At 75.4% G+C, this 22,739-nt stretch carries 19 protein-coding genes; 13 read left to right on the top strand and 6 right to left on the bottom strand.

Going from position 1 to position 22,739, the window contains the following annotated elements; genetic code table 11:
* Positions 1–124: 124 nt before the first annotated feature.
* Positions 125–1,318 carry an MFS transporter gene (locus tag ACFC2L_RS08710; RefSeq protein WP_375824129.1) on the top strand — a complete coding sequence of 398 codons (1,194 nt, stop codon included), beginning with the start codon at positions 125–127 and terminating at the stop codon, positions 1,316–1,318.
* Positions 1,319–1,422: 104 nt separating this feature from the next.
* Here ACFC2L_RS08710 and ACFC2L_RS08715 read toward each other — a convergent pair whose 3' ends face one another.
* Positions 1,423–1,998 carry a helix-turn-helix domain-containing protein gene (locus ACFC2L_RS08715; RefSeq protein WP_375823876.1) on the bottom strand — a complete coding sequence of 192 codons (576 nt, stop codon included), beginning with the start codon at positions 1,996–1,998 and terminating at the stop codon, positions 1,423–1,425.
* A 47-nt stretch (positions 1,999–2,045) separates the two neighbouring features.
* Between ACFC2L_RS08715 and ACFC2L_RS08720 the strand changes: the two genes are divergently transcribed.
* The 7 genes from ACFC2L_RS08720 (at position 2,046) to ACFC2L_RS08750 (ending at position 11,028) form a co-directional block, all read left to right on the top strand.
* Positions 2,046–2,936 carry a class I SAM-dependent methyltransferase gene (locus ACFC2L_RS08720; RefSeq protein WP_375823877.1) on the top strand — a complete coding sequence of 297 codons (891 nt, stop codon included), beginning with the start codon at positions 2,046–2,048 and terminating at the stop codon, positions 2,934–2,936.
* 87 nt (positions 2,937–3,023) lie between these two features.
* Positions 3,024–3,998, top strand: coding sequence for an NAD(P)/FAD-dependent oxidoreductase (locus ACFC2L_RS08725; RefSeq protein WP_375823878.1), 975 nt, complete (start codon positions 3,024–3,026; stop codon positions 3,996–3,998).
* A gap of 201 nt (positions 3,999–4,199) precedes the next feature.
* Positions 4,200–5,996, top strand: coding sequence for a pyruvate dehydrogenase (locus tag ACFC2L_RS08730; RefSeq protein WP_375823879.1), 1,797 nt, complete (start codon positions 4,200–4,202; stop codon positions 5,994–5,996).
* Positions 5,993–7,621, top strand: a complete 1,629-nt coding sequence (locus tag ACFC2L_RS08735) for a RecQ family ATP-dependent DNA helicase (protein ID WP_375823881.1) — start codon at positions 5,993–5,995, stop codon at positions 7,619–7,621. The genes ACFC2L_RS08730 and ACFC2L_RS08735 overlap by 4 nt, the downstream gene beginning before the upstream one ends.
* 40 nt (positions 7,622–7,661) lie before the next feature.
* Positions 7,662–8,717, top strand: a complete 1,056-nt coding sequence (locus ACFC2L_RS08740) for a phosphotransferase family protein (RefSeq protein ID WP_375823883.1) — start codon at positions 7,662–7,664, stop codon at positions 8,715–8,717.
* Between the two features lie 204 nt (positions 8,718–8,921).
* On the top strand, positions 8,922–9,392 hold the full coding sequence (locus ACFC2L_RS08745; protein ID WP_375823884.1) for an NfeD family protein: 471 nt from the start codon (positions 8,922–8,924) through the stop codon (positions 9,390–9,392).
* A 166-nt stretch (positions 9,393–9,558) separates the two neighbouring features.
* Complete coding sequence (locus tag ACFC2L_RS08750) at positions 9,559–11,028, top strand: flotillin family protein (RefSeq protein ID WP_375823885.1); 1,470 nt, start codon at positions 9,559–9,561, stop codon at positions 11,026–11,028.
* 93 nt (positions 11,029–11,121) lie between these two features.
* Here the strand turns inward: ACFC2L_RS08750 and ACFC2L_RS08755 are convergent, their stop codons facing one another.
* Positions 11,122–12,012 carry a GAP family protein gene (locus ACFC2L_RS08755; RefSeq protein WP_375823886.1) on the bottom strand — a complete coding sequence of 297 codons (891 nt, stop codon included), beginning with the start codon at positions 12,010–12,012 and terminating at the stop codon, positions 11,122–11,124.
* 150 nt (positions 12,013–12,162) lie between these two features.
* Between ACFC2L_RS08755 and ACFC2L_RS08760 the strand changes: the two genes are divergently transcribed.
* Together ACFC2L_RS08760 and ACFC2L_RS08765 are read left to right on the top strand one after the other, a co-directional pair.
* Entirely contained in the window at positions 12,163–13,545 is a 1,383-nt protein-coding gene (locus ACFC2L_RS08760) for a sensor histidine kinase (protein WP_375823887.1), read from the top strand.
* On the top strand, positions 13,542–14,321 hold the full coding sequence (locus ACFC2L_RS08765) for a response regulator (protein ID WP_375823888.1): 780 nt from the start codon (positions 13,542–13,544) through the stop codon (positions 14,319–14,321). The genes ACFC2L_RS08760 and ACFC2L_RS08765 overlap by 4 nt, the downstream gene beginning before the upstream one ends.
* Before the next feature lie 119 nt (positions 14,322–14,440).
* On the opposite strand, the gene ACFC2L_RS08770 is transcribed toward ACFC2L_RS08765, so the two are convergent.
* From ACFC2L_RS08770 to ACFC2L_RS08785, 4 genes are all read right to left on the bottom strand, one after another.
* Positions 14,441–15,337: a carbohydrate kinase family protein gene (locus ACFC2L_RS08770; RefSeq protein WP_375823890.1), complete on the bottom strand. Its 897-nt coding sequence runs from the start codon at positions 15,335–15,337 to the stop codon at positions 14,441–14,443.
* A 20-nt stretch (positions 15,338–15,357) separates the two neighbouring features.
* Positions 15,358–16,023 carry a pentapeptide repeat-containing protein gene (locus ACFC2L_RS08775; RefSeq protein WP_375823891.1) on the bottom strand — a complete coding sequence of 222 codons (666 nt, stop codon included), beginning with the start codon at positions 16,021–16,023 and terminating at the stop codon, positions 15,358–15,360.
* Between the two features lie 63 nt (positions 16,024–16,086).
* Positions 16,087–17,406: an MFS transporter gene (locus tag ACFC2L_RS08780; RefSeq protein WP_375823893.1), complete on the bottom strand. Its 1,320-nt coding sequence runs from the start codon at positions 17,404–17,406 to the stop codon at positions 16,087–16,089.
* A gap of 99 nt (positions 17,407–17,505) precedes the next feature.
* Positions 17,506–18,456 carry a sugar phosphate isomerase/epimerase family protein gene (locus tag ACFC2L_RS08785; protein WP_375823895.1) on the bottom strand — a complete coding sequence of 317 codons (951 nt, stop codon included), beginning with the start codon at positions 18,454–18,456 and terminating at the stop codon, positions 17,506–17,508.
* Positions 18,457–18,543: 87 nt separating this feature from the next.
* Between ACFC2L_RS08785 and ACFC2L_RS08790 the strand changes: the two genes are divergently transcribed.
* From ACFC2L_RS08790 to ACFC2L_RS08800, 3 genes are all read left to right on the top strand, one after another.
* On the top strand, positions 18,544–19,542 hold the full coding sequence (locus ACFC2L_RS08790; RefSeq protein WP_375823896.1) for a pyruvate, water dikinase regulatory protein: 999 nt from the start codon (positions 18,544–18,546) through the stop codon (positions 19,540–19,542).
* Positions 19,539–22,280, top strand: a complete 2,742-nt coding sequence (gene ppdK, locus ACFC2L_RS08795; RefSeq protein ID WP_375823897.1) for a pyruvate, phosphate dikinase — start codon at positions 19,539–19,541, stop codon at positions 22,278–22,280. Before ACFC2L_RS08790 ends, ppdK begins: the two co-directional genes overlap by 4 nt.
* A 128-nt stretch (positions 22,281–22,408) precedes the next feature.
* Positions 22,409–22,678 carry an HPr family phosphocarrier protein gene (locus ACFC2L_RS08800; protein ID WP_375823898.1) on the top strand — a complete coding sequence of 90 codons (270 nt, stop codon included), beginning with the start codon at positions 22,409–22,411 and terminating at the stop codon, positions 22,676–22,678.
* Positions 22,679–22,739: the final 61 nt, after the last annotated feature.

Below are 22,739 nucleotides of genomic sequence, written 5' to 3' on the forward strand. Positions count from 1 at the left end.
CCCGTCGCGCGCTGACGATCCCGAGCACCCCGAGCACCGGCGGGACGACCTGACGACCGACGAGACGGCGTCGTGCACCCCGCCCGAGGCGCCCGCACGCGCCCCGCGCAACCCCTACCGCGCCGTGCTCGCGCTGCCCGGCGCGTGGCGGTTCTCCGCCGCGGCGCTCGTCGCGCGCCTGCCGATGTCGATGGTCGGCATCGGCACGATCCTCATGATCCAGGGCATCTACGGCGAGTACGCGCTCGCCGGCCGCGTCGCGGCGGCGCTCGTCGTCGCGCAGGCGATCGTGTCGCCGCAGATCGCGCGGCTGGTCGACCGGACCGGCCAGCGCGTCGTCATGCTGCCGATGCTCGCGACCGCGACGGTCGGACTCGGCGGGCTCGTCCTGTGCGCGGTGCTGCGCGCGCCCGAGTGGACGCTCTACGCGTTCGCGGCGCTCGCGGGCGCGACGCAGGGGTCGTACGGGTCGATGGTCCGCGCGCGCTGGACCCACACGGTGCCCGACGCGCGGCGCCTGCACACCGCCTACTCGCTCGAGTCGGCGCTCGACGAGCTCGTGTTCGTCGTCGGCCCGGTGCTCGCGACCGTGCTCGCGACGAGCGTGTCGCCGTCCGCGGGGCTGCTCGTGCCGCTCGTCGCGGCCGTCGCCGGCGGGCTCTGGTTCCTGTCGCAGCGCGCGACCGAGCCGCCGGTCGTGGTCCCGGAGCCCGGCGTGAAGCAGCGCTCCGCGATGCGGTCGGCCGGGATGATCGTGCTCGCCGTGATCTTCGTCGCGATGGGCATCGTGTTCGGCGCGACCGACGTGTCGACCATCGCGTTCGCCGAGGAGCAGGGGCAGAAGGGCGCCGCCGGGCTGATCCTCGCCGTCTTCGCCATGGGCTCGCTCATCTCCGGCCTCGTGTACGGCGCGCGCCACTGGGTGTCGCCGCTGTGGCGCCGGTTCGTCATCGGGATCGTCGCGCTCGCCGCGGGCGTCTCCCTGTTCTTCTTCGTCACCTCGATCCCGGTGCTCGCGGCGGTGATGTTCGTGACCGGGTTCGCCATCGCGCCGACGCTCATCAACGGCAACAACCTCGTCCAGAACCTCGTCGCGCCGAACCAGCTCACCGAGGGCCTCGCGTGGGTCGGCACGTCGCTCGGCGTGGGCGTGTCGATCGGGTCGTCCGTCGCCGGGTCGCGCATCGACGCGGGCGGCGCGCACGCCGGGTTCGAGGTCGTCGTCGCGGCCGCGGCGCTCGCCGTCGTGCTCGTGCTCGCCGCGCTCCGGTCGCTGCGCCGCAGCGCGGACCGCGAGGACGTCGCGCCGGCCCACTGACGCCCCGGCGCACCGTCCCCAAGCGGTCGAGTGCCGCCGAACCCGGGGTTCCGCGGCACCCGACCGCTCCGGTGACACGCGATCCCGGGTTCGGCGGGGTGTCGTCAGGCCCGGTCCGTGTCCGAGAGGTGGGCGCGCTCGCCCTCCTGGTCGAAGATCGTGAGGATCTCGACCGGGCCGTCGTGCGCGCCGAACGAGTGCGGCACCATCGTCGAGAACTCGGCCGCCTGGCCCTCCTGCACGAGGATCCTGCGGTCGGCGAGGTAGACGACGGCCGTCCCGGACAGGACCGTGAACCACTCGTGACCCGGGTGGACGCGCTGGTGCTCCGGGCCGACGGCACGCTCGGGCGTCAGGCGCATCTTCGCGACCATCGTCCCCGGCCGGTCGCGGGAGAGCAGCCACGTGGTCTCCCCCGGGCGGCGCTGCGGCTCGGGCCGGATGACCACGTCCTCGTCGTCGACCGGCTCGACGAGCTGGTCGAGCGTCGTGCCGAGCGCGCGGGCGATCGGCACGAGCTGGTCGAGCGCGATGCGCCGGTGCCCGGTCTCGATCCGGCTGAGCGTCGACGGGCTGAGGAAGCACCGCGCCGCGAGCGCGTCCAGGGTCCAGCCGCGCGCGAGGCGCAGCCCGCGGATGCGCTGGCGGACGACGGCGTCGAGGTCGACTTCTTGCGTCATGAGCAAGACCCTATGCCTCCGGCGCAGACCCGTCCTACCGTGGAGTCATGGACTCCCCCGAGCGCGACCACCGTCACGGCCACGGCCACGGGCCACATCGTGGGCACGACCACGCGCACGACCACGCCCCGCACGGGCACGACGCCGACGGGTTGGCCGAGCTGCTCGAGCTCGACGCGTCCGTGTTCGGCGGGCTCCTCGACCAGGCCGTCGCGGTCGCCGTCTCGCACGCGCCGGACCCCACGCGCACCGTCGTCGACCTCGGCGCCGGGACCGGCACCGGGACGCGCGCCCTCGCCCGCGCGTTCCCCGACGCGGAGGTCGTCTCCGTGGACGCGGACCCCGCGATGCTCGGACGGCTGCGCGACGGCCTCGCCGGCACCGGGCTCGAGGCACGCGTGCGCACCGTCGAGGCCGACCTCGACACCGGGTGGCCGGACGTCGGCACCGCCGACGTCGTGTGGGCGTCCGCGTCGCTGCACCACGTCGCGGACCCGGCGCGCGTCCTGCGCGACGCCCACGACGCGCTCGCGCCCGGGGGTCTGCTCGTCGTCGTCGAGATGACGGCGACGTCGCCCGTCCTGCCCGACGACCCGGCGCACGCCGACCTCGCCGCGCACCTCGAGAGCGCCGTGGCGCAGGCCGGCTGGAACCGCTACCCCGACTGGACGCCCTACCTGACCGACGCCGGGCTGGAGGTCGTCGACCGGCGCGAGCCGACCGCCGTCGTGCCGCCGGGACCGGACGCGTCCCGCTGGGCGCACGCGACCGCGGCGCGCCAGCGCGAGCACCTCGCGGAGCACCTCGATCCCGCCGACCTCGCCGCGCTCGACGCGGTGCTCGCGGCGACGGCGCCCGACGAGACCGACCCCGCGCCCACGCACACCGTCGGCGCCCGCGGCGGCCGCATCGTCTGGGCGGCCCGCCGTCCCCGCTGAGCGCACGAGAACGTCGCCGCCCGGGCCGATGCTCGCGACGATCTCACGCACCCAGCAGTGATACCCGTCCCTGTGCTGAGGAGAGCCATGACCACCACCACCCAGAACACCGTCCACGACGTCGCGATCGTCGGCGGCGGGCCTGCCGGACTGAGCGCCGCGGTGACGCTCGCGCGGTCGCTGCGCTCCGTCGTCGTGCTCGACGCCGGCGAGCCGCGCAACGCGCCCGCGGAGGGCGCGCACAACCTGCTCGGGCGCGAGGGCGTCCCCCCGCGCGAGCTGCTCGCCGCGGGTCGCGCCGAGGCCGAGGGCTACGGCGCCGAGGTCCGCGCCGCGCGCGTCGCCCACGCGAGCGGCGACGTCGAGTCCGGCTTCACGCTCACGCTCGACGACGGCGGGACGGTCCGCGCGCGCCGCGTGCTGCTCGCGACCGGCCTCGTCGACGAGCTGCCCGACGTGCCGGGCGTGCGGGAGGGCTGGGGCGCGACCGTGCTGCACTGCCCGTTCTGCCACGGCTGGGAGGTGCGCGGGCAGCGGATCGCGGTCCTCGCGACGGGCCCGGCGGCGGCCCACCAGGTGCTGCTGTTCCGCCAGCTCACGCCGCACGTCACGCTCTTCCAGCACACCGCCCCCGAGCCCGACGACGCCACGTGGGAGCAGCTCTCGGCGCTCGGCGTGCGCGTGGTCGAGGGCGAGGTCGAGCGGCTCGACGTCGAGGGTCGGGCCGTGCGGTCGGTCGTCCTCGCGGACGGGACGTCGTTCGCGGTGGACGCGGTCGTCGTCGGGCCGCGGTTCGTCGCGCGCGGCGAGCTGTTCGAGCAGCTCGGCGGGACGCTCGAGGACCACCCGGCGGGCCGGTTCGTGCCCGCGGACCCGCGGGGCATGACCGCCGTCCCCGGCGTCTGGGCGGCCGGGAACTCGAGCGACCTCATGGCCCAGGTCGGCGCGTCGGCGGCGGCCGGCGTCATGGCGGGCGCGGGAATCCACGGCGAGCTCGCCGTCGCCGACGCCGCGTCGGCGGTCGCACGCCGCCGCACCCCGTCCGTGGCGGCCCGCCCCTGACACCGAGCCCGTGCTTCCCGTTCACCACAGCACGCCGAACCCGGGGTCGCGCGTCACCTGGCGCCGCCGGTGACGCGCAACCCCGGGTTCGGGACACGTCGTGGCGTGCACCGTGACGCACGAGACGTCGGCTCGCGCTGCGGCCCGCGCGGGCCCGGCGCACGATGGGAGACGACCCCAGCCCAGCCGTGGAGGTACGTCATGCCGTTCGGAATCGGTCGCTCCCCCGTCGACAAGCGCAGCCGGACTGTCGCGGACCTGCTCGTCGCACAGCTCATCGAGGCGGGGGTGCGGCGGATCTACGGCATCGTCGGCGACAGCCTCAACCCCGTGGTCGACGCGGTGCACCGGTCCAACACGGGCGAGAACGCGGGCAAGGGCATCGAGTGGATCCACGTGCGCCACGAGGAGGCGGCGGCGTTCGCGGCGGCCGCCGAGGCCGAGGTCACGGGCAGCCTCGCGGTGTGCGCGGGGTCGTGCGGGCCGGGCAACCTGCACCTCATCAACGGCCTGTACGACGCCAACCGGTCGCGCGTGCCCGTGCTCGCCATCGCGAGCCACATCCCGAGCAAGCAGATCGGCACCGGGTTCTTCCAGGAGACCCACCCGGACCGCCTGTTCACCGAGTGCTCCGTCTACTCGGAGATGATCTCGAGCGCCGACCAGGCCCCGCGCGTCATCAACTCCGCGATCCACCACGCCTACGGCGCGCGCGGCGTCTCCGTCCTCACGCTCCCCGGCGACGTCGCCGACCTCGACGCTCCCGCCGCCGTGCCCGACGTCGCGTGCCGGCCCGCGCCCCCGCGCGTCGTCCCGGACGCGGGCGCCGTCCAGCAGCTCGCGGACGCGATCGGTGCCGCGAAGAAGGTGACGATCTTCGCCGGCGCGGGCGTGCGCGGCGCGCACGACGACGTCATCGCGCTCGCGGACAAGATCGCCGCGCCCGTGGGCCACTCGCTGCGCGGCAAGGAGTTCATCCAGTACGACAACCCGTTCGACGTCGGCATGTCCGGCCTGCTCGGCTACGGCGCCGCGTTCGACGCGATGCACGACTGCGACCTGCTGATCCTGCTCGGCACGGACTTCCCGTACGACCAGTTCCTGCCCGAGTCGGTCCGCACGGCCCAGGTCGACGTCGACCCGACGCACCTCGGACGCCGCACCCGCCTGGACCTCGCGGTCGTGGGCGACGTCGGCGAGACGGTGCGCGCGCTCCTGCCGCTCGTGAAGAAGGCGCGGTCCCGGAAGTTCCTGGACTCGATGGTCGCCAAGCACGAGAAGGCGATGACCGGCGTCGTCGGGGCGTACACGAAGAAGGTCGAGCGCACGACGCCGATCCACCCCGAGTTCGTCGCGGACACGCTCGACCAGGTGGCCTCCGACGACGCCGTGTTCACCGTCGACACGGGCATGTGCAACGTCTGGGCCGCCCGGTACATCACGCCCAACGGGAGGCGGCGCGTCATCGGGTCGTTCATCCACGGGTCGATGGCGAACGCGCTCCCCCACGCGATCGGTGTCGCGGCTTCGCAGCCCGGCCGGCAGGTCGTCGCCATGGCCGGCGACGGCGGGCTCTCGATGCTGCTCGGCGAGCTCGTGACGCTCAAGCACTACGACCTGCCGGTCAAGGTCGTCCTGTTCGACAACGCGAGCCTGGGCATGGTGCGCCTCGAGATGCTCGTCGACGGGCTGCCGATGTTCGGCACCGAGTCGCCCCAGGTCGACTACGCCGCCGTCGCGAACGCGATCGGCATCCCGGCGGTGCGCGTCGAGAAGCCGAAGGACCTGCGCCGCGCGCTCCAGGAGGCGCTGCACCGGCCGGGACCGGCGCTCGTCGACGTCGTCACGGACCCGCGTGCGCTCTCGATCCCGCCGAACATCACCGCGGGCCAGGTGCGCGGGTTCGCGGTCGCGATGAGCAAGGAGATCCTCGGCGGCGGCATGGGCGAGGTCGTGTCGATGGCGCGCGCGAACCTGCGCAACGTGCCGCGCCCGTGACGGACGAGCCGACCCTCGCCGACGTCCGCGTCACCGCCCGGGAGGTCTTCGGCTACCGCGACCTGCGCCCCGGGCAGCGCGAGGCGATCGCCGCCCTCCTCGACGGCCGCGACGTCCTGCTCGTCCTGCCGACCGGTGCCGGCAAGTCGGCGGTCTACCAGGTCCCTGGGCTCGAGCTGCCCGGGCCCACGCTCGTCGTCTCGCCGCTCATCGCGCTCCAGCAGGACCAGGTGCGGTCGCTGCTCGAGCTCGGCGACGACGACGCCCGGGCCGCGGCCGTGAGCTCCGCCGTGCCCGCCGCCGAGCGCCGCGCCGCGCTCGAGGCCGCCGCCGCGGGCGAGCTCGAGTTCCTGTTCCTCTCGCCCGAGCAGCTCGCCAACGACGAGGTCCTCGACGCGGTCCGCGCGGCCCGACCGAGCCTCGTCGCCGTCGACGAGGCGCACTGCGTCTCGACCTGGGGGCACGACTTCCGGCCCGAGTACCTCCGGGTGGGCGAGCGCCTCGACACCCTGGACCCCAGGCCGCCCGTGCTCGCGCTCACCGCGACGGCGTCCCCGCCCGTGCGCGAGGACGTGGCCGAGCGCCTGCACCTGCGCGACGCCGCGGTGATCGTCCGCGGGTTCGCCCGCCCGGGGATCGCGCTCGAGGTCGTGCGGGCCGTCGAGGCGGACGACAAGGACCGCGCTGTCGTCGAGCGCGTGCGTGCCGAGGCCGAGCACGGCGTCGGGATCGTCTACGTCGCCACGCGGCGCCGCACCACCGAGGTCGCCGACGCGCTCGCGCGGGCGGGCCTGCGCACCGCCGCGTACCACGGCGGCCTGCGGCGGGCCGAGCGCGACGAGGCCCAGCGGCGCTTCACCGAGGACGAGGTGGACGTCGTCGTCGCGACGTCCGCGTTCGGCATGGGCATCGACAAGCCCGACGTGCGGTTCGTCGTGCACGCGGACGTCCCCGGCTCCCCGGACTCCTACTACCAGGAGGTGGGTCGTGCCGGCCGCGACGGCGACCCCGCCGTCGCGGTGCTGTTCTACCGCCCGGAGGACCTGGGCCTCCAGCGCTACTTCGCGGTGAGCGTGCCCGACCGCGACGACCTGCGCGAGGTCGCTCGGGCCCTGGGCCGAGCCGGTGCGGAGGCCCCCGCGTCGGGGCCCGCGGGCGGCGGCCGGGCGCGGCTCCCCCGGCGCCTCGCGCGCCTGCGGGCGCTCGTCGAGGACGCGCGGGCGCTCGCCGGTGACGACGCGCGCCCGGCCGCGGTGGCCGACACCGCGCGGAACCTCGCCGAGGCCCGGCGCCGGGTCGACGACTCGCGCCTGCAGATGATGCGCGCGTACGCCGAGACGACGCAGTGCCGCCGCCAGTTCCTGCTCGCCTACCTCGGGGAGGACCTGCCCGAGCCGTGCGGCCGCTGCGACGCCTGCTGGTCCGGCACCGCCGCCGAGCGGTCGGCCGACGACCACGCCGCACCCTGGTCGACCGGCACGACGGTGCAGCACCCGGAGTTCGGCGCCGGGACGGTCATGGGGTACGAGGGCGACGACCGGGTCACGGTCCTGTTCGAGACCCACGGGTACCGGACGCTGAGCCTCGACGCCGTGGCCGAGCAGGATCTCCTCACCCCGTCCTGACCGCCCCGGGACGGGGCGTCCGCACCGGTAGCATCGCCGCGTGCTCACCAAGGCGTCGGTCACGCAGGACCAGGTCGCGGCCGTCGTGGCGCCGCTCGGCGAGGCCGTCCGCGTCGAGCCGCTGAGCGGCGGGATGTTCGCCAGCGTGCTCGCGGTGGACCTCGCCCCGCACCCGGACGGGGGCGGGCCCGACGGCGTCCCCGCGCGCGTCGTCGTCAAGGTCACCGGGGCGGACACGTCGCGGCTGCTGCGCTACGAGCACGGGATCCTCACCACGGAGGACGCCGCCTACCGGGCCGCGCACGCGGCCGGGCTGCCCGTCCCGCGCGTGCTGCACGCCGACCTCACGCGCGCGCACGTGGACGGCGACGCGCTCGTCGTCACGTTCCTCGACGGCACCCTGTGGAGCGGTCGCGAGCTCGATGCCGCGGCGACCGCCGTCGTGCGCCGGGGGCTCGGGTCGTTCATGTCGCGCCTGCACCGGATCACGGGCGACCGGTTCGGCTATCCGGCCCGGGTCTCGGACCTCGCCGCGGCCATCTGGCCCGACGCCTTCGCCCGCATGGTCGGGGCCGCGCTCGACGACGCGCGTCGGTGGGGCGTGGACCTCCCCGAGGCCCGGGTGCTCGACGCCGTCGCGCGCCACCGCGACCTGCTCGCCCGCGTGACGGTCCCCCGGCTCGTGCACGCGGACCTCTGGCCCGGGAACGTGCTGCTCGGGCGCGCCGACGACGGTCCGCAGAACGCCGACGACACCGACGACCTCGCGATCGTCGGGGTGCTCGACGCGGAGCGGTCGCTGTGGGGCGACCCGCTCTTCGAGCTCGCGGGGGCGGACCAGCTCGGCGCCGGGGCCGTCGACCCCGACCTCCTCGCGGGCTACGCCGCCGCGGGCGGCGACCTCGGCCTGGGCGACGGCACCCCGGGGTCGGGCGACGCCGACGCGTGGACGCGGCTGCGCCTGTACCGGGCGTACCTCGCGTGCCTGCTCGTCGTCGAGGTCGTGCCGCGCGGCTACGAGGGCGACTGGGTCGAGGGGTACGCCGGCACGGCGCGCGCGAACCTGCTGCGGATGCTGGACGAGCTCGGCTCCTGACCGCGTCCGTCGTACCTGGGGAGTGCTCCCCATGCCCGGACGCCTCGGGCGGGCTCTCGGCACGGTCGGGTCACGATAGGGTGTGCGTACGTTCACGACAACTCCACACGCCACGTCAACACGACGGTCCGCACGGCCGTCCGCACGGCCGTCCGCACGGCACCGACACACGCACGGCCGCCCGCCGCAGCAAGGGGACCTCGCATGATCGCGTTCATCGTCATCGGCATCGCCGGACTCGCCCTCCTGCTCCTCTCGCTGCTCGTCGGCGAGATCGTCGACCTGGGTGACGGCGCGGTGTCCGGGACGACGCTCGGCGTGGGTGGCGTGGTCTTCGGCGCCGTCGGCGTGATCGTGGCCTCCAACGACCTGCCGACGTGGCTCGCGTACGTGGGGTCGCTCGTCGTGGCGCTGGTCGTCATGGTGCTCGTGCAGGCCCTGGTCAAGCACCTGCGGGAGTCGGAGGACGGCGTGCCCACGTCCCTCGTCGGCGTGCAGGGGACCGCGACGACCGCGATCGACCCGTCCCGCGGCGAGGTCTCGCTGGACGCCGTGCACGAGCTCGAGCGCCGCCTCGCCTGGGCGGACGAGCCCATCCCGGAGGGCGCGCGCGTCGTCGTGCTCGAGCAGTCCGGGAGCCGCGTGCGCGTCCAGCGCCACTACCCCAACGACTGACCGCACGGCCGACCCGACCGGCGACGCCGCCCCGCGCCGTCGGCGGGTGCCGCGCACCGCACCACCGGCCGGACCGGCCGGGCTCGACCCCGACCGGCCCGTCCCGCACCGCCGCACGCCCTGACCTGCACGCACCCACGGAAGGAGACGCGCCCCGGCGCGGACCATGTTCGACGACACGAACCTCATCACGACCCTGGCGATCGTCGCCCTGGTCATCGCGTTCTTCGCGGTGGTCATCTTCATCAGCAAGCGCATCCGCCGCGTCCCGCCGAACGAGGCCCTGGTCATCGTCGGCCGCGGCGCGGGGCGCAGGGAGGCGGCGGGCAGCGGGCAGAAGGTCGTCGTCGGCGGCCGCACGTTCGTCTGGCCGATCCTCCAGCAGGGCTTCTCCATCTCGCTCGAGCAGCGCCAGATCGGCATCACGGTCGAGGGTGTGGACAAGAACCGCATCAAGATCGCCATCAAGGCGTCCATCAACTTCAAGGTCCGCGGTGACGAGGAGGGCGTGCGCCGCGCGGCCCAGCGCTTCCTCTCCCAGCAGGGCACGCTGACGGAGATCATCAAGGAGTCCCTCGAGGGCTCGCTGCGCTCCATCGTGGGCGACATGACGATCGAGCAGATCATCTCCGACCGCAAGGGCCTGTCCGACCGCGTCGTCGAGTCCACCAAGGCCGACCTCTCGGAGCAGGGCCTCCAGGTCGACCTGCTCAACATCTCCGACATCTCGACGCCGGGCTCGGACTACCTCTCGAACCTGGGTCGCGCCGAGTCGGCCCGTGCCCGCCAGGTCGCCGAGGTCTCCGAGGCCGAGGCGCAGCGTGCCTCGGAGTTCGCCGTCATCGACGCGGCCGAGCAGATCGCCGAGCGCCAGAAGGCGCTCGACCTCAAGCGCGCCGCGATCAAGGCGGACACCGACCGCGCGAACGCCGAGGCCGAGGCCGCGGGCCAGCTCGCGCGCGCCGAGCAGGACCGCCTCGTCGCGCAGCAGGAGCGCGAGGCGCTCGCCGAGCAGGCCCGCGTGACGCAGGAGCGCCTCGACATCGAGATCCGCAAGCCCGCCGAGGCCAAGGCGTACGCCGAGGTCCAGGAGGCGAACGCGCGCCGTGACGCCGCGAACGCCGCGACCGAGGCCGACGCGTACAAGCGCACCGTCATCGCCGAGGCGAACAAGACGGCGGCCATCCAGGACGCCGAGGCGTCCGCGCAGGCCGTGCGCCGCGCCGGTGAGGCCGAGCGCGACCGCCAGGTCGCCCTCGCGGCCGGTATCAAGGCCGAGGGTGAGGCCCGCGCCGCGGCGATCGAGGCCGAGGGTCGCGCCGAGGCCGTGGCGACCGACGCGAAGGCCGACGCGCTCCAGAAGTACGGCGAGGCGGCCCTGGTGCAGGAGCTCATCGAGCGCCTGCCGGAGATCGTGCGCGCCGCGGCCGAGCCGATCGGCAACATCCAGGGCATGACCGTCGTCTCGACCGACGGCGCGTCCGCGGTCACCAAGAACGTCGCGTCGGTCCTGGGCGAGGGCCAGGGCGTCATCAAGCAGCTCACCGGCGTCGACATCAACCAGCTCATCGCGAACCTCGCGGGCACGCAGCTCACGGGCTCGGGCGAGAAGGCGACGAACGGCACCTCGCACTGACCCTGACCGGCTCCCGCCGGTGCAGGACGACGGCCCGTCCGGACCTCCGGGCGGGCCGCCGTCGTGCGGGGGTGCGGCACGGCCGCGGCCCGCTCAGGTCCAGCCGAGGCGGCCGAACGCGTTCAGCGCGAGCAGGACGCCGAGGATCCCCAGCACCCAGCCGGTCATGTCGGTCGCGTTCCGCGTCAACCACGCGTCGAGCCGGCGCAGCAGCGGGTCGACCGCGCGCGCCGCGACGAGCCGCCCGAGCAGCAGCAGGAGCGCGGGCGCGACCATCACGACGCAGTAGGCCGCGAGGATGCCGCCGGTCGCAGGCCAGCCGACGTCCGACGTCGTGAGGAGCCCGATCGCGGCCAGGTACGGGAGCATCGTCCCGACCTCGAGGGCGACGGCGCCGAGCGCGAGCCCCATGAGCGGCAGCACGGAGGGACGGGTCCGTACCGCACCGGCACCGACCGCGTCCGCCTCGATCCCCAGCGCGCGCTCGCGCCAGCGGGACAGCCGCCCCGGGCGCCCGCCCGACGTCGTCCCGGACGTCACGCCGGGCGCGTCACCCGGGATCTCGCCGTGGACGGTGGGCCGGGCGCCGACCGTCGCCGGCGCCGCGGCGGCCGCGCGCGCGTCCCGCCGGGCCGTGCGCTTGCTGTCGAAGCGGAAGCTCAGCGCGAACAGCCCGATGCCGAGGAGGAGCTGCACGATCGCGGCGGCGCGCGTGTCCAGGGCGTCGCCGAACCGTTCGAGGAAGGCCCCGGCGCCCAGCAGCACGACGATCCCGACGGCCAGGTAGAACGCGGCGACCGTGCCGAGGTAGACGAGCACGCGCCCCGCACGGAGCCGACCCGGCGCGAGCAGCAGCCAGACCGGGATGAGGAGCGTGCCGAAGCTCGTGGAGTCGATGAGCGCCAGCACGACGAGCACGCCCGCCATGGCCGCGAGGCCCAGGCCCGGCCCGCCGACGGCGTCGAGGTCGAAGGGGATGTCCATGTCGTCGAGCCTCGCCTCCGGGGCGCGGTCCCGTCGTCGGGCGAACGACCGACCCGGAGCGCCCGGCGAGCCACCGGCGCGGACCGGGACGCCGACGTCGTACACCGTTCGACCGATCCGCGGGACGCCGCGCTGTGCTGGGATGGGTGCGTGAGGACGGAGGAGGACGACGCGGACGAGGCGCAGCGCGTCGCGCCCGGACACACCGGATGGCGGGCCGCTGCCCGGTCGCTCACGCAGGTGTGGCGCATCGAGGACCGTCGGAACGACCTCTTCTCCGCCGTCACGACGTTCGTCCTCGGGTGGGTCCTCCTCGAGGTGGGCCTGGTCGGGCTCGTCCGGGCCCCGTTCGTCGTCGAGCCGGCCGAGCCGTGGTGGCGCGTCGCGCTGCTCGGGGTCGGCTGCCTCCTCATCCTGGTCAAGCGCGCGCACCCGATCCTCGCGCTGCTCGGCGGCGTGGCCGTCATGGTCGTCGACCTGCGGTGGGGCGGCAGCCTCGCGGTCACGCTCGTCCTGTGGGACCTGCTCTACGCCGCCGCGCTCTGGTCGAGGCCGCGGGCGCGGGCGTGGCTCTGGGGCGTCGCGGTGACGGTCGCCGTGGCCGGGTCGGTCGCGGCGGGCGAGGCGGCCCGGGACGTGCGCGAGTTCGTGTACATGGGGCTGCAGCTCGGCGCCGTCCTCCTCGTGCCGATGTGGTGGGCGACCAACGTGCGCACCAAGAGCGAGCTCGCCGAGCTGGCCGGCGAGCGCGCCGACCTCGCGGCGCGCGAGGCCGAGACCGCGGCCCGCACGGCGGACCTGGAACGGCAGCGCGCGAGCGACCTCGAACGCATCGCCGAGCTCGACCGGCACGAGGCGGTCCGGGCCGAGCGTGCCGCGATGGCGCGCGACCTGCACGACGTCATCGCGTCGCACCTGTCGACCATCGCGATCCACTCGGGCGCCGCGCTCGCGCTCCCGCCCGACGCCGCGAAGGACCGGGCCGCGCTCGAGCAGGTGCGGGCCAGCGCCGTGGCGTCCCTCGACGAGATGCGGTCCATGATCCTGCTGCTCCGGTCCGAGGGGCGCCGCGACGACGGCGCGGGCGCCGCCCTCGACACCGTCGCCGCGCCCGGTCGGCTCGCGGGGCTCGACGCGCTCCTCGCCGCCGCGCGCGCGACCACGACGGTCGTGCTCGACGACCCCGACGGGGTCGCGACCGGCCCGCTGCCCGCCGCGGCGGACCAGGCGCTGTTCCGGATCGTGCAGGAGGCCGTGACGAACGCGGTCAAGCACGCGCCGGGGTCGCGCGTCACGGTGCGGCTCTCCCGGGACGGGGCCACCGTGGCGCTCGAGGTTCGCGACGACGGCCCTCCCGGAGCCGCACCGCCGGTCGACGGCCCGCTCAGCGCGGGTACCGGCCTGCTGACCATGCGGGAGCGCGCCGACGGCCTCGGCGGGACGTTCGCGGCCGGGCCGACGGCGGCCGGCGGGTGGACCGTGCGCGCGTCCGTCCCGGTCGCGGCCCGTCCGAGCGAGAGGGAGAGCGCGTGACACGCCGACCGGTCCGGGTGCTGCTGGCCGACGACCACGCGGCGATCCGCGCGGGCCTGCGTCTTCTGCTCGACGCCGCGGACGACGTCGAGGTCGTCGGCGAGGCGTCGGACGGCACCGCGGCGATCACGAACGCCCGGGCGCTGCGACCCGACGTCGTGCTCATGGACCTGCGCATGCCCGGGGTGGACGGCATCGAGGCCACCCGCGCCATCACCGCCGAGGGTCTCGCCGAGGTGCTCGTGCTCACGACGTTCGACCTCGACGAGTACGTCGACGGCGCGCTCCGCGGCGGCGCGGCGGGGTTCCTCCTCAAGTCGGCCGAGCCTGCGGCGCTGCTCGACGCGGTCCGTCGCGTCGCCGCCGGCGACGGCGTCCTCGCGCCCGAGGTCACCCGCCGCCTCCTCGCCGCGTTCGCCCGCGGCCCGGTGCCCGACGGCGCCCCGCACCCGGGACCGCCCGCCCACCCGGGCGAGCCGGGCCGCTCGGCCGCAGGGCCGACGTCGGGCACGGCCGGTGGCCCTCCGGCACCCGCCGCCGGGCCGCACGCCGGCGCGAACGGCTCGGCACAGGACCCACGGCTCGTCGACCTCACGCCCCGCGAGGTCGACGTGCTCGCGGCGCTCGGCCGCGGCCTCTCCAACCAGGGCATCGCGACCGACCTCTACATCACCGAGGCCACGGCCAAGACGCACGTCTCGCGCGTCCTCGCCAAGCTCGGCGTCGCGACCCGTATGCAGGCGGCCATCGTCGCCCGCGACACCGGCCTCGCCTGACCGCCGACCCCGCGGTACGACCCCGGCCCGCAGCGACGACCTCGGCCTCGACGGGCTGCACGGGCTGCCGCTCGTCGGCCACGTCCGCGGCCGGGGCGGTCGGCGCCGTGCGTCGCGGGTCAGGCCGGGACGAGGTCCGGGCTCTGCACGACGCGCGCCGCGTGCCGGGCACCCGCCGCCATCGCCTCCTCGACGCCCGCCCCGCGCAGGTGCGCATCGAGGAAGCCCGCGAAGAAGCCGTCGCCCGCGCCGTTCGTGTCGACGACGTGCGGCACGCGCTCCGCCGGCACCTCGACGAACCCGTCGTCGGCGGTGAGCGCGACGGCGCCGCGCGACCCGTGCGTGCACACCACGAGCCGCGCGCCCGCGTCGACCCGCGCGGCCATGAAGCCGCGCCAGTCCCCCAGCCGGTCCCCGCTGAGGAACACGTGCGTCCCCGCCTCGACCCACGGCCGGTGGAACGCGGACTCGCCGTCGTAGTCGTGCAGGTCGACCCAGACGTCACGACCGCGGGACACGGCGAGGTCGAGCACGGGCAGCGCGGGGACCGCGAGATCGACGACGACGGCCCGCGCCGCGTCGAGCGCCGCGACCGCGGCCTCCCACGACGCGCCCTGCGCGGGCACCTCGCCCGGTGCGCGCAGGTAGACCGAGACGCGCCCGCCGTCGTCGTCCATGAGGTTGAGGTGGCTCTCGGTGCGCCCGTCGGGCGAGGGCTCCGCGAGCACCCGGACGCCCGCGCCCTCGAGAACGGACCGGACGCGCGCGCCGTCGTCGTCCGCCCCGAGGACGGTGCGCAGCAGCACCGACCGGCCGAGCCGCGCGAGGTTGAGCGCCTTGCCCGCCGACGTCCCGCCCACGGTGGCGCGGTGCGACCGGGCGAAGACCGTGTGCGGGGTGGGCGCGGGCAGCTCGTCGAGCTGGACGAGGAGGTTCCACGACGCCGGCCCGGCGACGAGGACCTCGGTCCGGGCGGGGTCGGGCAGCGCGGTGGACGGGTGCGTGGCGGCGGTCACGTCGCGCACTCTATCCCGCGTCAGTCCGTGACCGTGATGCCGAGGCTGTGCGCGAACGTCGCGGCGAGGCGCGCGAGCTGCGTGGAGTCGATCGTCGAGCCGCGCAGGGACTCGATCCCGCTCAGTTCGTCGATCTCCGCACCGCGCAGGTCCACGTGCGCCAGCGTCGAGGCCTGCACGTCGAGACGGCGGACGCGCGTGCCCTCGAACGCCACGCGCAGCGCGTCCGCGGCGACGAGGTCGAGCTCGTCGATCGTGCAGTCGGTGAACATCACGTCGCGCAGCGTCGCGCCGCGCAGGTTGACGAAGCCGAGCTTGCAGCCGACGAACCGGACCCCGGCCCAGGACGACTCGTAGAGCTCGGCCGACCCGAGGCGCGCGCCGCGCACCTCGACCTCGCGCCACCGGCCGCGCGTCCCGCGCAGCACGGGCACGTCGAGACGGTCGAGCAGCACCTCCGTGAGCGTCACCGCCCCGAGGTCCGCCTCGTCGGCCCGCACCTGGTCGAGCCGCGTGGAGAACACGCTCGCACCGTGCAGGTCGAGGCGGTCGAGGCGGAGGTCGACGAGCTCGAACCCCTCGAGGTCGGCCTCCGCCTCGAGGTCGTAGGCGTCGCCGCGCTGGAGGTCGTCCAGCACGACGGGGTCGATCACGGGCGGCTCGGTCGTCGGCTTCTTCGGTGGCACGCCCCGAGCCTAGGGCGCCCTACCGACGCGCCGCCCGTGAGCGCTCCGGCCGGCCCGCGCCGCTCAGGGCTCGGGGTGGAGGGCGTCGTAGTGCCAGAACTTGCGCTGCGACCGCACCACGATCCACAGCACGACGACGCACGCCACGCCCCCGGCGACGGCGGCCCAGGCCTCGCCCACCCACGTCGCCTGGGCGCCGAGCACGAGCTCGCCGAGCCGCGGCCCGCCCGCGACGACGACGATGAACACGCCCTGGAGCCTGCCGCGCATGTCGTCGGGCGTCGCGGTCTGCAGGATCGTCTGCCGGAAGACGGAGCTCACGGCGTCCGACGCGCCCGCGAGCGCCAGCGCGACGCTCGCCGCGACGACCCCGCCCCCGAGGACGGTCGTCGGGCTCGTCGCCCCGACCCCCACCAGGACGAGGCCGAACAGCACGATCGAGAGCCCGTAGCCCGTGATCGCCCACACGATCACGCGACCCTGCCAGCGCACGCGCGACAGCCCGCCCGAGAACACCCCCGCGAGCACCGCCCCCACGGCGAACGCCGCGGCGAGCACCCCCGTCGTCGCCTCACCCCCGCCGAGGAACACGACGCCCGCGGCGGGCAGGAGCACGCGCGGCGACGCGAGCACCATCGCCGCGAGGTCGGCGAGGAAGGTGGTGCGGACGTTCGGCTGCGTCGCGAGGTACCGCAGGCCGTCCACGACCGACCGCCACCCCGCGACCCGGCGTCGCCGCCCCGCCTCCGCGGGCCGCGGGGTGTCGTCGCCGGTCAGGGGCGGGATGTCGGGGAGCCGCCACACCGCCCACAGCGCCGCGGTGAAGAGCACGGCGTCGATCGTGTACGCGACCTGGTAGCCCCAGAGCGCGACGAGGAACGCCCCGCCCAGCGGGCCGACGGTGAGCGCGACGTTCCACGCGATCGTCTGGAGCGCGTTCGCGGCGGGCAGGAGCCGGGGCTCGACGAGGCGCGGGATGATCGCCGACCGCGCCGGGTTGTTGATGGCGAACGCCGCGGACTGCGCGGCGACGAGGCCGTAGAGCACGCCCACCGAGTTCAGGTGCAGCCACGCCTGGACCGCGATGAGCGCGGTGATGACCCACAGCGCGGTCGACGCCGCGAGCGCGACCTTGCGACGGTCGTACGCGTCGACGAGCGCGCCGCCGTACAGGCCCAGCACGACGAGGGGCACGAGGGCGCAGATGCCGAGCACCCCGACCGCGAGCGACGAGCCCGTGAGCGCGTAGACCTGGAGACCGACGGCGACGACCGTGAGCTGCGAGCCGAGGTTGGAGATGCCGAGGCCCCACCACAGCCGGCGGAACGGCGGCGAGATGCGCAACGGCGTCGTGTCGGCGAGGAGACCGTTGACGCGAGCCACGATCGCCGAGCCTACGTCAGCGCTGCCACTCCCGTGGACGGCGGGCGGCGGGGCCGCGACGCTACGTGGTCCCTCTGCTCGTCGCGGTCCCGACGGGCGTCAGGCCGTCCCCACGTCGCCCGGGGTGCTCTCCGCCGCGCCCTCGCGCGCATCGGCCTCGCCCCACGCGTCCGCGTGGCGGTGCGGCTGCCCGGGCGGCGGCTCGTAGCCCGGGTGCGGTCCGGGCGTGAGGTACGTGCGCGCGAAGAACAGCGACGCGGCGAGGTCCTCGCGACGCTCGGCCGCGGTCCGGGCGCGGCGCGTCGAGATCTCGACGACGACGTCGCCGGCCCACCCGCGCCGCACGAGCTCGGCGAGGACCCGGTCGCACGGCTGGTCGCCGCGGCCGGGGACGAGGTGCTCGTCCGTGATCGACGACGACCCGTCGGCGAGGTGGACGTGCGCGAGGCGGCCGTCGAACACGTCGAGCAGCGCGAGCGCGTCCTGCTGCGCGACGGCGGCGTGCGACAGGTCGAGCGTCACGTGCTCGTACCCGTGCTCGGACGGGTCCCAGCCCGGCAGGTACGCCTGCATCTCGCGCTTGCGGCTGCGCCAGGGGTACATGTTCTCGACCGCGATGGTCACGCCCTCGGTCTCGTCGAGCTCGCCGACGAGGTCCTCGAACTCCCGCGCGTACCGGTACTGCCACCGGAACGGCGGGTGCACGACGACGGTGCTCGCCCCGACCTCCTGCGCGAGCCGGACGCTGCGCCGGAGCTTGGGACCGGGCGAGCGCCCCCACACGCGCTGGCTCACCAGCAGCGTCGGCGCGTGGATGCTGCGGATGGGGACGTCGTGCTCGGCGGCCAGCCGCCGGAGCGTCGCGGCGTCCTGGGTCGTCTCGTCGGACCACACCATGACCTCGACGCCGTCGTACCCGAGGTCGGCCGCGGCCTCGAAGGCGTACGGGGCCTTGCGCGGGTAGACGCTGGCCGTCGAGAGCGTGACGTGGATGCGCTGCGCCTCTCCCGCGGACGGGGAGGACGCGCGCGGTGTCGTCGCGTCGGACATGCCGGTCACCCTAGACCCGTCGGCTGTGCCCCACACCCAGCAGACCTTCCGCTGGGGAGAACCCGCGCCCCGACCTAGCCTGGGGTCATGGCGGCGACGGCGCGCGTCATCGACATCCACGTGGTCGCGGACTCGACGGGAGACACCGGGACCCGCGTCGCGCGCGCCACGCAGGCGCAGTTCCCCGGGCAGCCGGTCCGGGTCGTGCGCCACCCGCGGCTGCACAGCGCGCGAGGCGTGGACGACGTCGTGGCCCAGCTCCGCGCCGACCCGGCCGCGGCCGTGGTGTTCTGCACCGTCGTCGACGACGCGCTGCGCACGCGCGTGCTGGAGGCGTGCGCGGCGCTCGACGTCCCGTGCGCCGACCTGCTGGCCCCCGCCCTCGACGCGTTCACCGCGCGCACGGGCGCGCAGCCGGCGCGTGTCGTGCAGCCCGTCGGGCTCGCCGCGGACTACTTCGACCGCATCCACGCGATGGAGTTCGCGGTCGCGAACGACGACGGCCACCTCACCGACGGGCTCGACGAGGCGCAGGTCGTGCTCGTCGGGGCGTCGCGGACGGGCAAGACCCCGCTGTCGATGTACCTGGGCTACCTCGGCTACCCCACCGCCAACATCCCTCTCGTCCCGGGCGTCGCGCCCCCGCGCGAGCTGTTCGAGGCCGAGCGCTGGAAGGTCGTGGGCCTGACGATCGACCCCGAGCGCCTGCTCGAGATCCGGCAGCGCCGCGTGCACGCCATGGGTGCCACCGGGCTCGGCGGACCCGCGGGCCACGGGGACCACAGGGGCACGGCACTCGGCGGGTACGCCGACCTCGCCCGCATCCACGACGAGCTCGCCGAGGTCGCCCTGCTCCAGCGGCGCCTCGGCTGCCCCGTCCTCGACACCACGACCCTCGCGCTCGAGGAGGCCGCGGGGCGCGTCGTCGAGCTCGTCACCGCGCGCCGTCGCGCCCTCGCGCCCGACGACGCACCGCAGCCCCCGGGCGACGACCTCGCCCGCGCGACCCCGCAGACCCGCCCGGCGGACCGCCGTCGGGCAGGAGACAGCGCGGCCACCGCCGCCGACCACGAGGAGCAGCCATGAGCGACCGGTACGTCTACGACCTCGCGGAGGGGCGTGCGGACATGCGCGCCCTGCTGGGCGGCAAGGGCGCGGGGGTCGCGGAGATGCGCCGCATCGGCGTGCCCGTGCCGGACGGCTTCACCGTGACGACGGCGGCGTGCGTCGCGGCCATGGAGCGTGGCGGGTCGTGGCCGGACGGCCTGTGGGACGAGGTCGTCGCGCACCTCGACGCGCTCGAGGCGCGCACGGGGCGACGCCTCGGCGCGCGCGAGCGCCCGCTGCTCGTGTCGGTGCGCTCGGGAGCCGTGTTCTCGATGCCCGGGATGATGGACACGATCCTCAACCTCGGGATCTCGGACGACTCGGTCGAGGGGCTCGCGGCCGAGTCCGGCAACGCGCGCTTCGCGTGGGACTCCTACCGACGGTTCGTGCAGATGTACGGCGAGGTCGTCGAGGGCGTGCCCGCCCACGCGTTCGCCGACGAGCTCGACGCGCTCAAGGCGCGCCGCGGCGTCGCGCAGGACACGGACCTGGACGCGGACGACCTGCGCGGGCTCGTCGCGACGTTCCGCTCGGTCGCACGGCAGCACACGGGCGAGGACCTGCCGACGGACCCGCGCGAGCAGCTCCGGCGGTCGGTCGACGCGGTGTTCGCGTCGTGGGGCAACCCGCGCGCCGCGGTGTACCGGAGGGCGAACGGCATCCCGGACGACCTCGGCACCGCGGTCAACGTCATGCAGATGGTGTTCGGCAACAAGGGCGCGACGTCGGCGACCGGCGTGTGCTTCACGCGCAACCCCGCCACGGGGGCCAAGGAGCTCTACGGCGAGTTCCTCGTGGACGCGCAGGGCGAGGACGTCGTCGCCGGCATCCGCACGCCCCGGCCCCTCGCGGAGATGGAGACCGTGCTGCCCGACGCGTTCCGCGAGCTGCGCGCGACCATGGACCGGCTCGAGCAGCACTACGGCGACCTGCAGGACATCGAGTTCACCGTGGACGACGGCGCGCTCTACCTCCTGCAGACCCGGACCGGGAAGCGCACCGCGCAGGCGGCGCTGCGGGTCGCCCGCGAGCTCGTCGACGAGGGCGTGATCGACCGGGACACCGCGCTGCGCCGCCTCGATCCGGCACAGCTCGACCAACTCCTGCACCCGGCGCTCGACCCCGGCCACGGCGCGACCCCGCTCACGCGCGGGCTCAACGCGTCGCCCGGGGCGGCCGTCGGGCGCGTCGTGCTCGACGCCGAGACCGCGGCCGAGCGAGGCAAGGCCGGCGAGGCCGTCGTGCTCGTGCGGTGGGAGACGAACCCGGACGACATCGCGGGCGTCATCGCCGCGCAGGGCGTGCTCACCGCGCACGGCGGCATGACGTCGCACGCGGCGGTCGTCGCGCGCGGCATGGGCAAGCCGTGCGTCGCGGGTGCCGGCGCGCTGCGGATCGACGTGGAGGGGCGCCGCGTCCACGTCGGGGACCACGTGCTCACCGAGGGCGACACGATCACCCTCGACGGCACGACCGGCGACGTCTACGCGGGCGCGCTGCGGCTCGTGCCGCCCCAGGTCACCGACGACTTCCGCGCCGTGCTCGGCTGGGCCGACGACGTGCGGCGCCTCGGCGTGCGCGCGAACGCCGACACCGGCGAGGACGCCGCGAAGGCCCGCGAGCTCGGGGCCGAGGGCATCGGCCTGTGCCGCACGGAGCACATGTTCATGGCGCCCGACCGGCTGCCCGTGGTGCGCGAGATGATCCTCGCGGAGACCGACGCCGCGCGCGCCGCCGCGCTCGACCGCCTGCTGCCCATGCAGCAGGGCGACTTCGAGGAGATCCTCACGGCGATGTCCGGGCTGCCCGTGACCATCCGGCTCCTCGACCCGCCGCTGCACGAGTTCCTGCCGGACCTCGTCGAGCAGTCGCTGCTGGTGCAGCGGCTCGAGGACGAGGTCGGGGACCCGGGCGCGCCCCTGCACGGGACGGACGCCGTCGCGGAGGGCTGGGCCGCGGCGGCCGGCGGCGGGGAGACGACGGCGCGGCTCGCCCGCGCGCGCCGCCTCCTCGCGCAGGTGCGCCGGCTGAGCGAGATGAACCCCATGCTCGGCACGCGGGGTGTGCGGCTCGCGCTGCTGCACCCGCAGATCGCGGCGATGCAGGTACGGGCGGTCGCGCGCGCGGCGCTCGCGGTGCGCGCGGCCGGGCACGACCCGCGCGTGGAGATCATGGTGCCGCTCGTCGGGTTCTCCGAGGAGCTGCGGCGGATGCGCGAGGTCGTCGACGCGACGATGGCGGAGGAGCTGGCGGGCGCGGACGCCCCGCTGCCATACGCCGTCGGGACGATGATCGAGCTGCCCCGCGCGGCGCTCGTCGCGGACCGCATCGCCGAGCACGCGGAGTTCTTCTCGTTCGGCACGAACGACCTCACGCAGACGACGCTCGGCATCTCACGCGACGACGCGGAGGGGTCGTTCCTCACCGCGTACCTGGAGGCGGGAGTGGTGGGCACGAACCCGTTCGCGACGATCGACCGGGACGGGGTCGGGGAGCTCGTGCACGTCGGGCTCGAGCGCGGGCGCCGCGCGCGGCCGGGGCTGCACGCCGGGGTGTGCGGCGAGCACGGGGGCGACCCGGCGTCCGTCGCGCTGTTCGACGAGATCGGGCTGGACTACGTGTCGTGCTCGCCGTACCGGGTGCCCGTCGCGCGGCTCGCTGCCGCGCGCTCGACGCTCGACCGGCGCGACGGGGTGCGCACGGCACGCGACGTGTGACCCGGGTGGTGCGCCCGCGGCGCCGTCGGCAGCAGCGCTCGGACCGGAGGTCCTCGGGCCCTCGCCTTGTGGGCGGCGATCCCCTAGGATGCACTGGTCCAGACCACTTGTCTGCCGGAGGAAACACCATGGACCGTGCCGTCGTCGTCGCGATCACCGAAGGCCTTCACGCCCGCCCCGCCGCCCTGTTCGTCAAGGCCGCCGCCGCCCAGCCCGCCCCCGTGCGCATCGCCAAGGCGGGCGGCGACCCCGTCGAGGCGGCGAGCATCCTCAGCGTCATGACGCTCGGCGTGACCGCCGGGGACGAGGTCGTGCTGTCGACCGACGCCGACGGCGACGACGCGAGCGCCTCCATCGACGCGCTCGCGTCGTTCCTGGAGCAGACCGAGGTCGCCTGACCTCTCTCTACTCTCTCTACTCTCTCTACTCCCCCGGCGTAGCATCGTCGACCACGACCTC

Origin of the sequence: Cellulosimicrobium sp. NPDC055967, assembly GCF_042269845.1 — a bacterium.
In the GTDB taxonomy this organism is placed as follows: Bacteria; Actinomycetota; Actinomycetes; order Actinomycetales; family Cellulomonadaceae; genus Cellulosimicrobium.

Bases quoted from the DNA above. Each gene is read 5' to 3' on its own strand.
- ACFC2L_RS08730 (WP_375823879.1), top strand. From the start codon at position 4,200: ATGCCGTTCGGAATCGGTCGCTCCCCCGTCGACAAGCGCAGCCGGACT.
- ACFC2L_RS08790 (WP_375823896.1), top strand. From the start codon at position 18,544: ATGGCGGCGACGGCGCGCGTCATCGACATCCACGTGGTCGCGGACTCG.
- ACFC2L_RS08745 (WP_375823884.1), top strand. From the start codon at position 8,922: ATGATCGCGTTCATCGTCATCGGCATCGCCGGACTCGCCCTCCTGCTC.
- ACFC2L_RS08725 (WP_375823878.1), top strand. From the start codon at position 3,024: ATGACCACCACCACCCAGAACACCGTCCACGACGTCGCGATCGTCGGC.
- ACFC2L_RS08785 (WP_375823895.1), bottom strand. From the start codon at position 18,456: ATGTCCGACGCGACGACACCGCGCGCGTCCTCCCCGTCCGCGGGAGAG.
- ACFC2L_RS08800 (WP_375823898.1), top strand. From the start codon at position 22,409: ATGGACCGTGCCGTCGTCGTCGCGATCACCGAAGGCCTTCACGCCCGC.
- ppdK (WP_375823897.1), top strand. From the start codon at position 19,539: ATGAGCGACCGGTACGTCTACGACCTCGCGGAGGGGCGTGCGGACATG.
- ACFC2L_RS08720 (WP_375823877.1), top strand. From the start codon at position 2,046: ATGGACTCCCCCGAGCGCGACCACCGTCACGGCCACGGCCACGGGCCA.
- ACFC2L_RS08715 (WP_375823876.1), bottom strand. From the start codon at position 1,998: ATGACGCAAGAAGTCGACCTCGACGCCGTCGTCCGCCAGCGCATCCGC.
- ACFC2L_RS08750 (WP_375823885.1), top strand. From the start codon at position 9,559: ATGTTCGACGACACGAACCTCATCACGACCCTGGCGATCGTCGCCCTG.
- ACFC2L_RS08755 (WP_375823886.1), bottom strand. From the start codon at position 12,012: ATGGACATCCCCTTCGACCTCGACGCCGTCGGCGGGCCGGGCCTGGGC.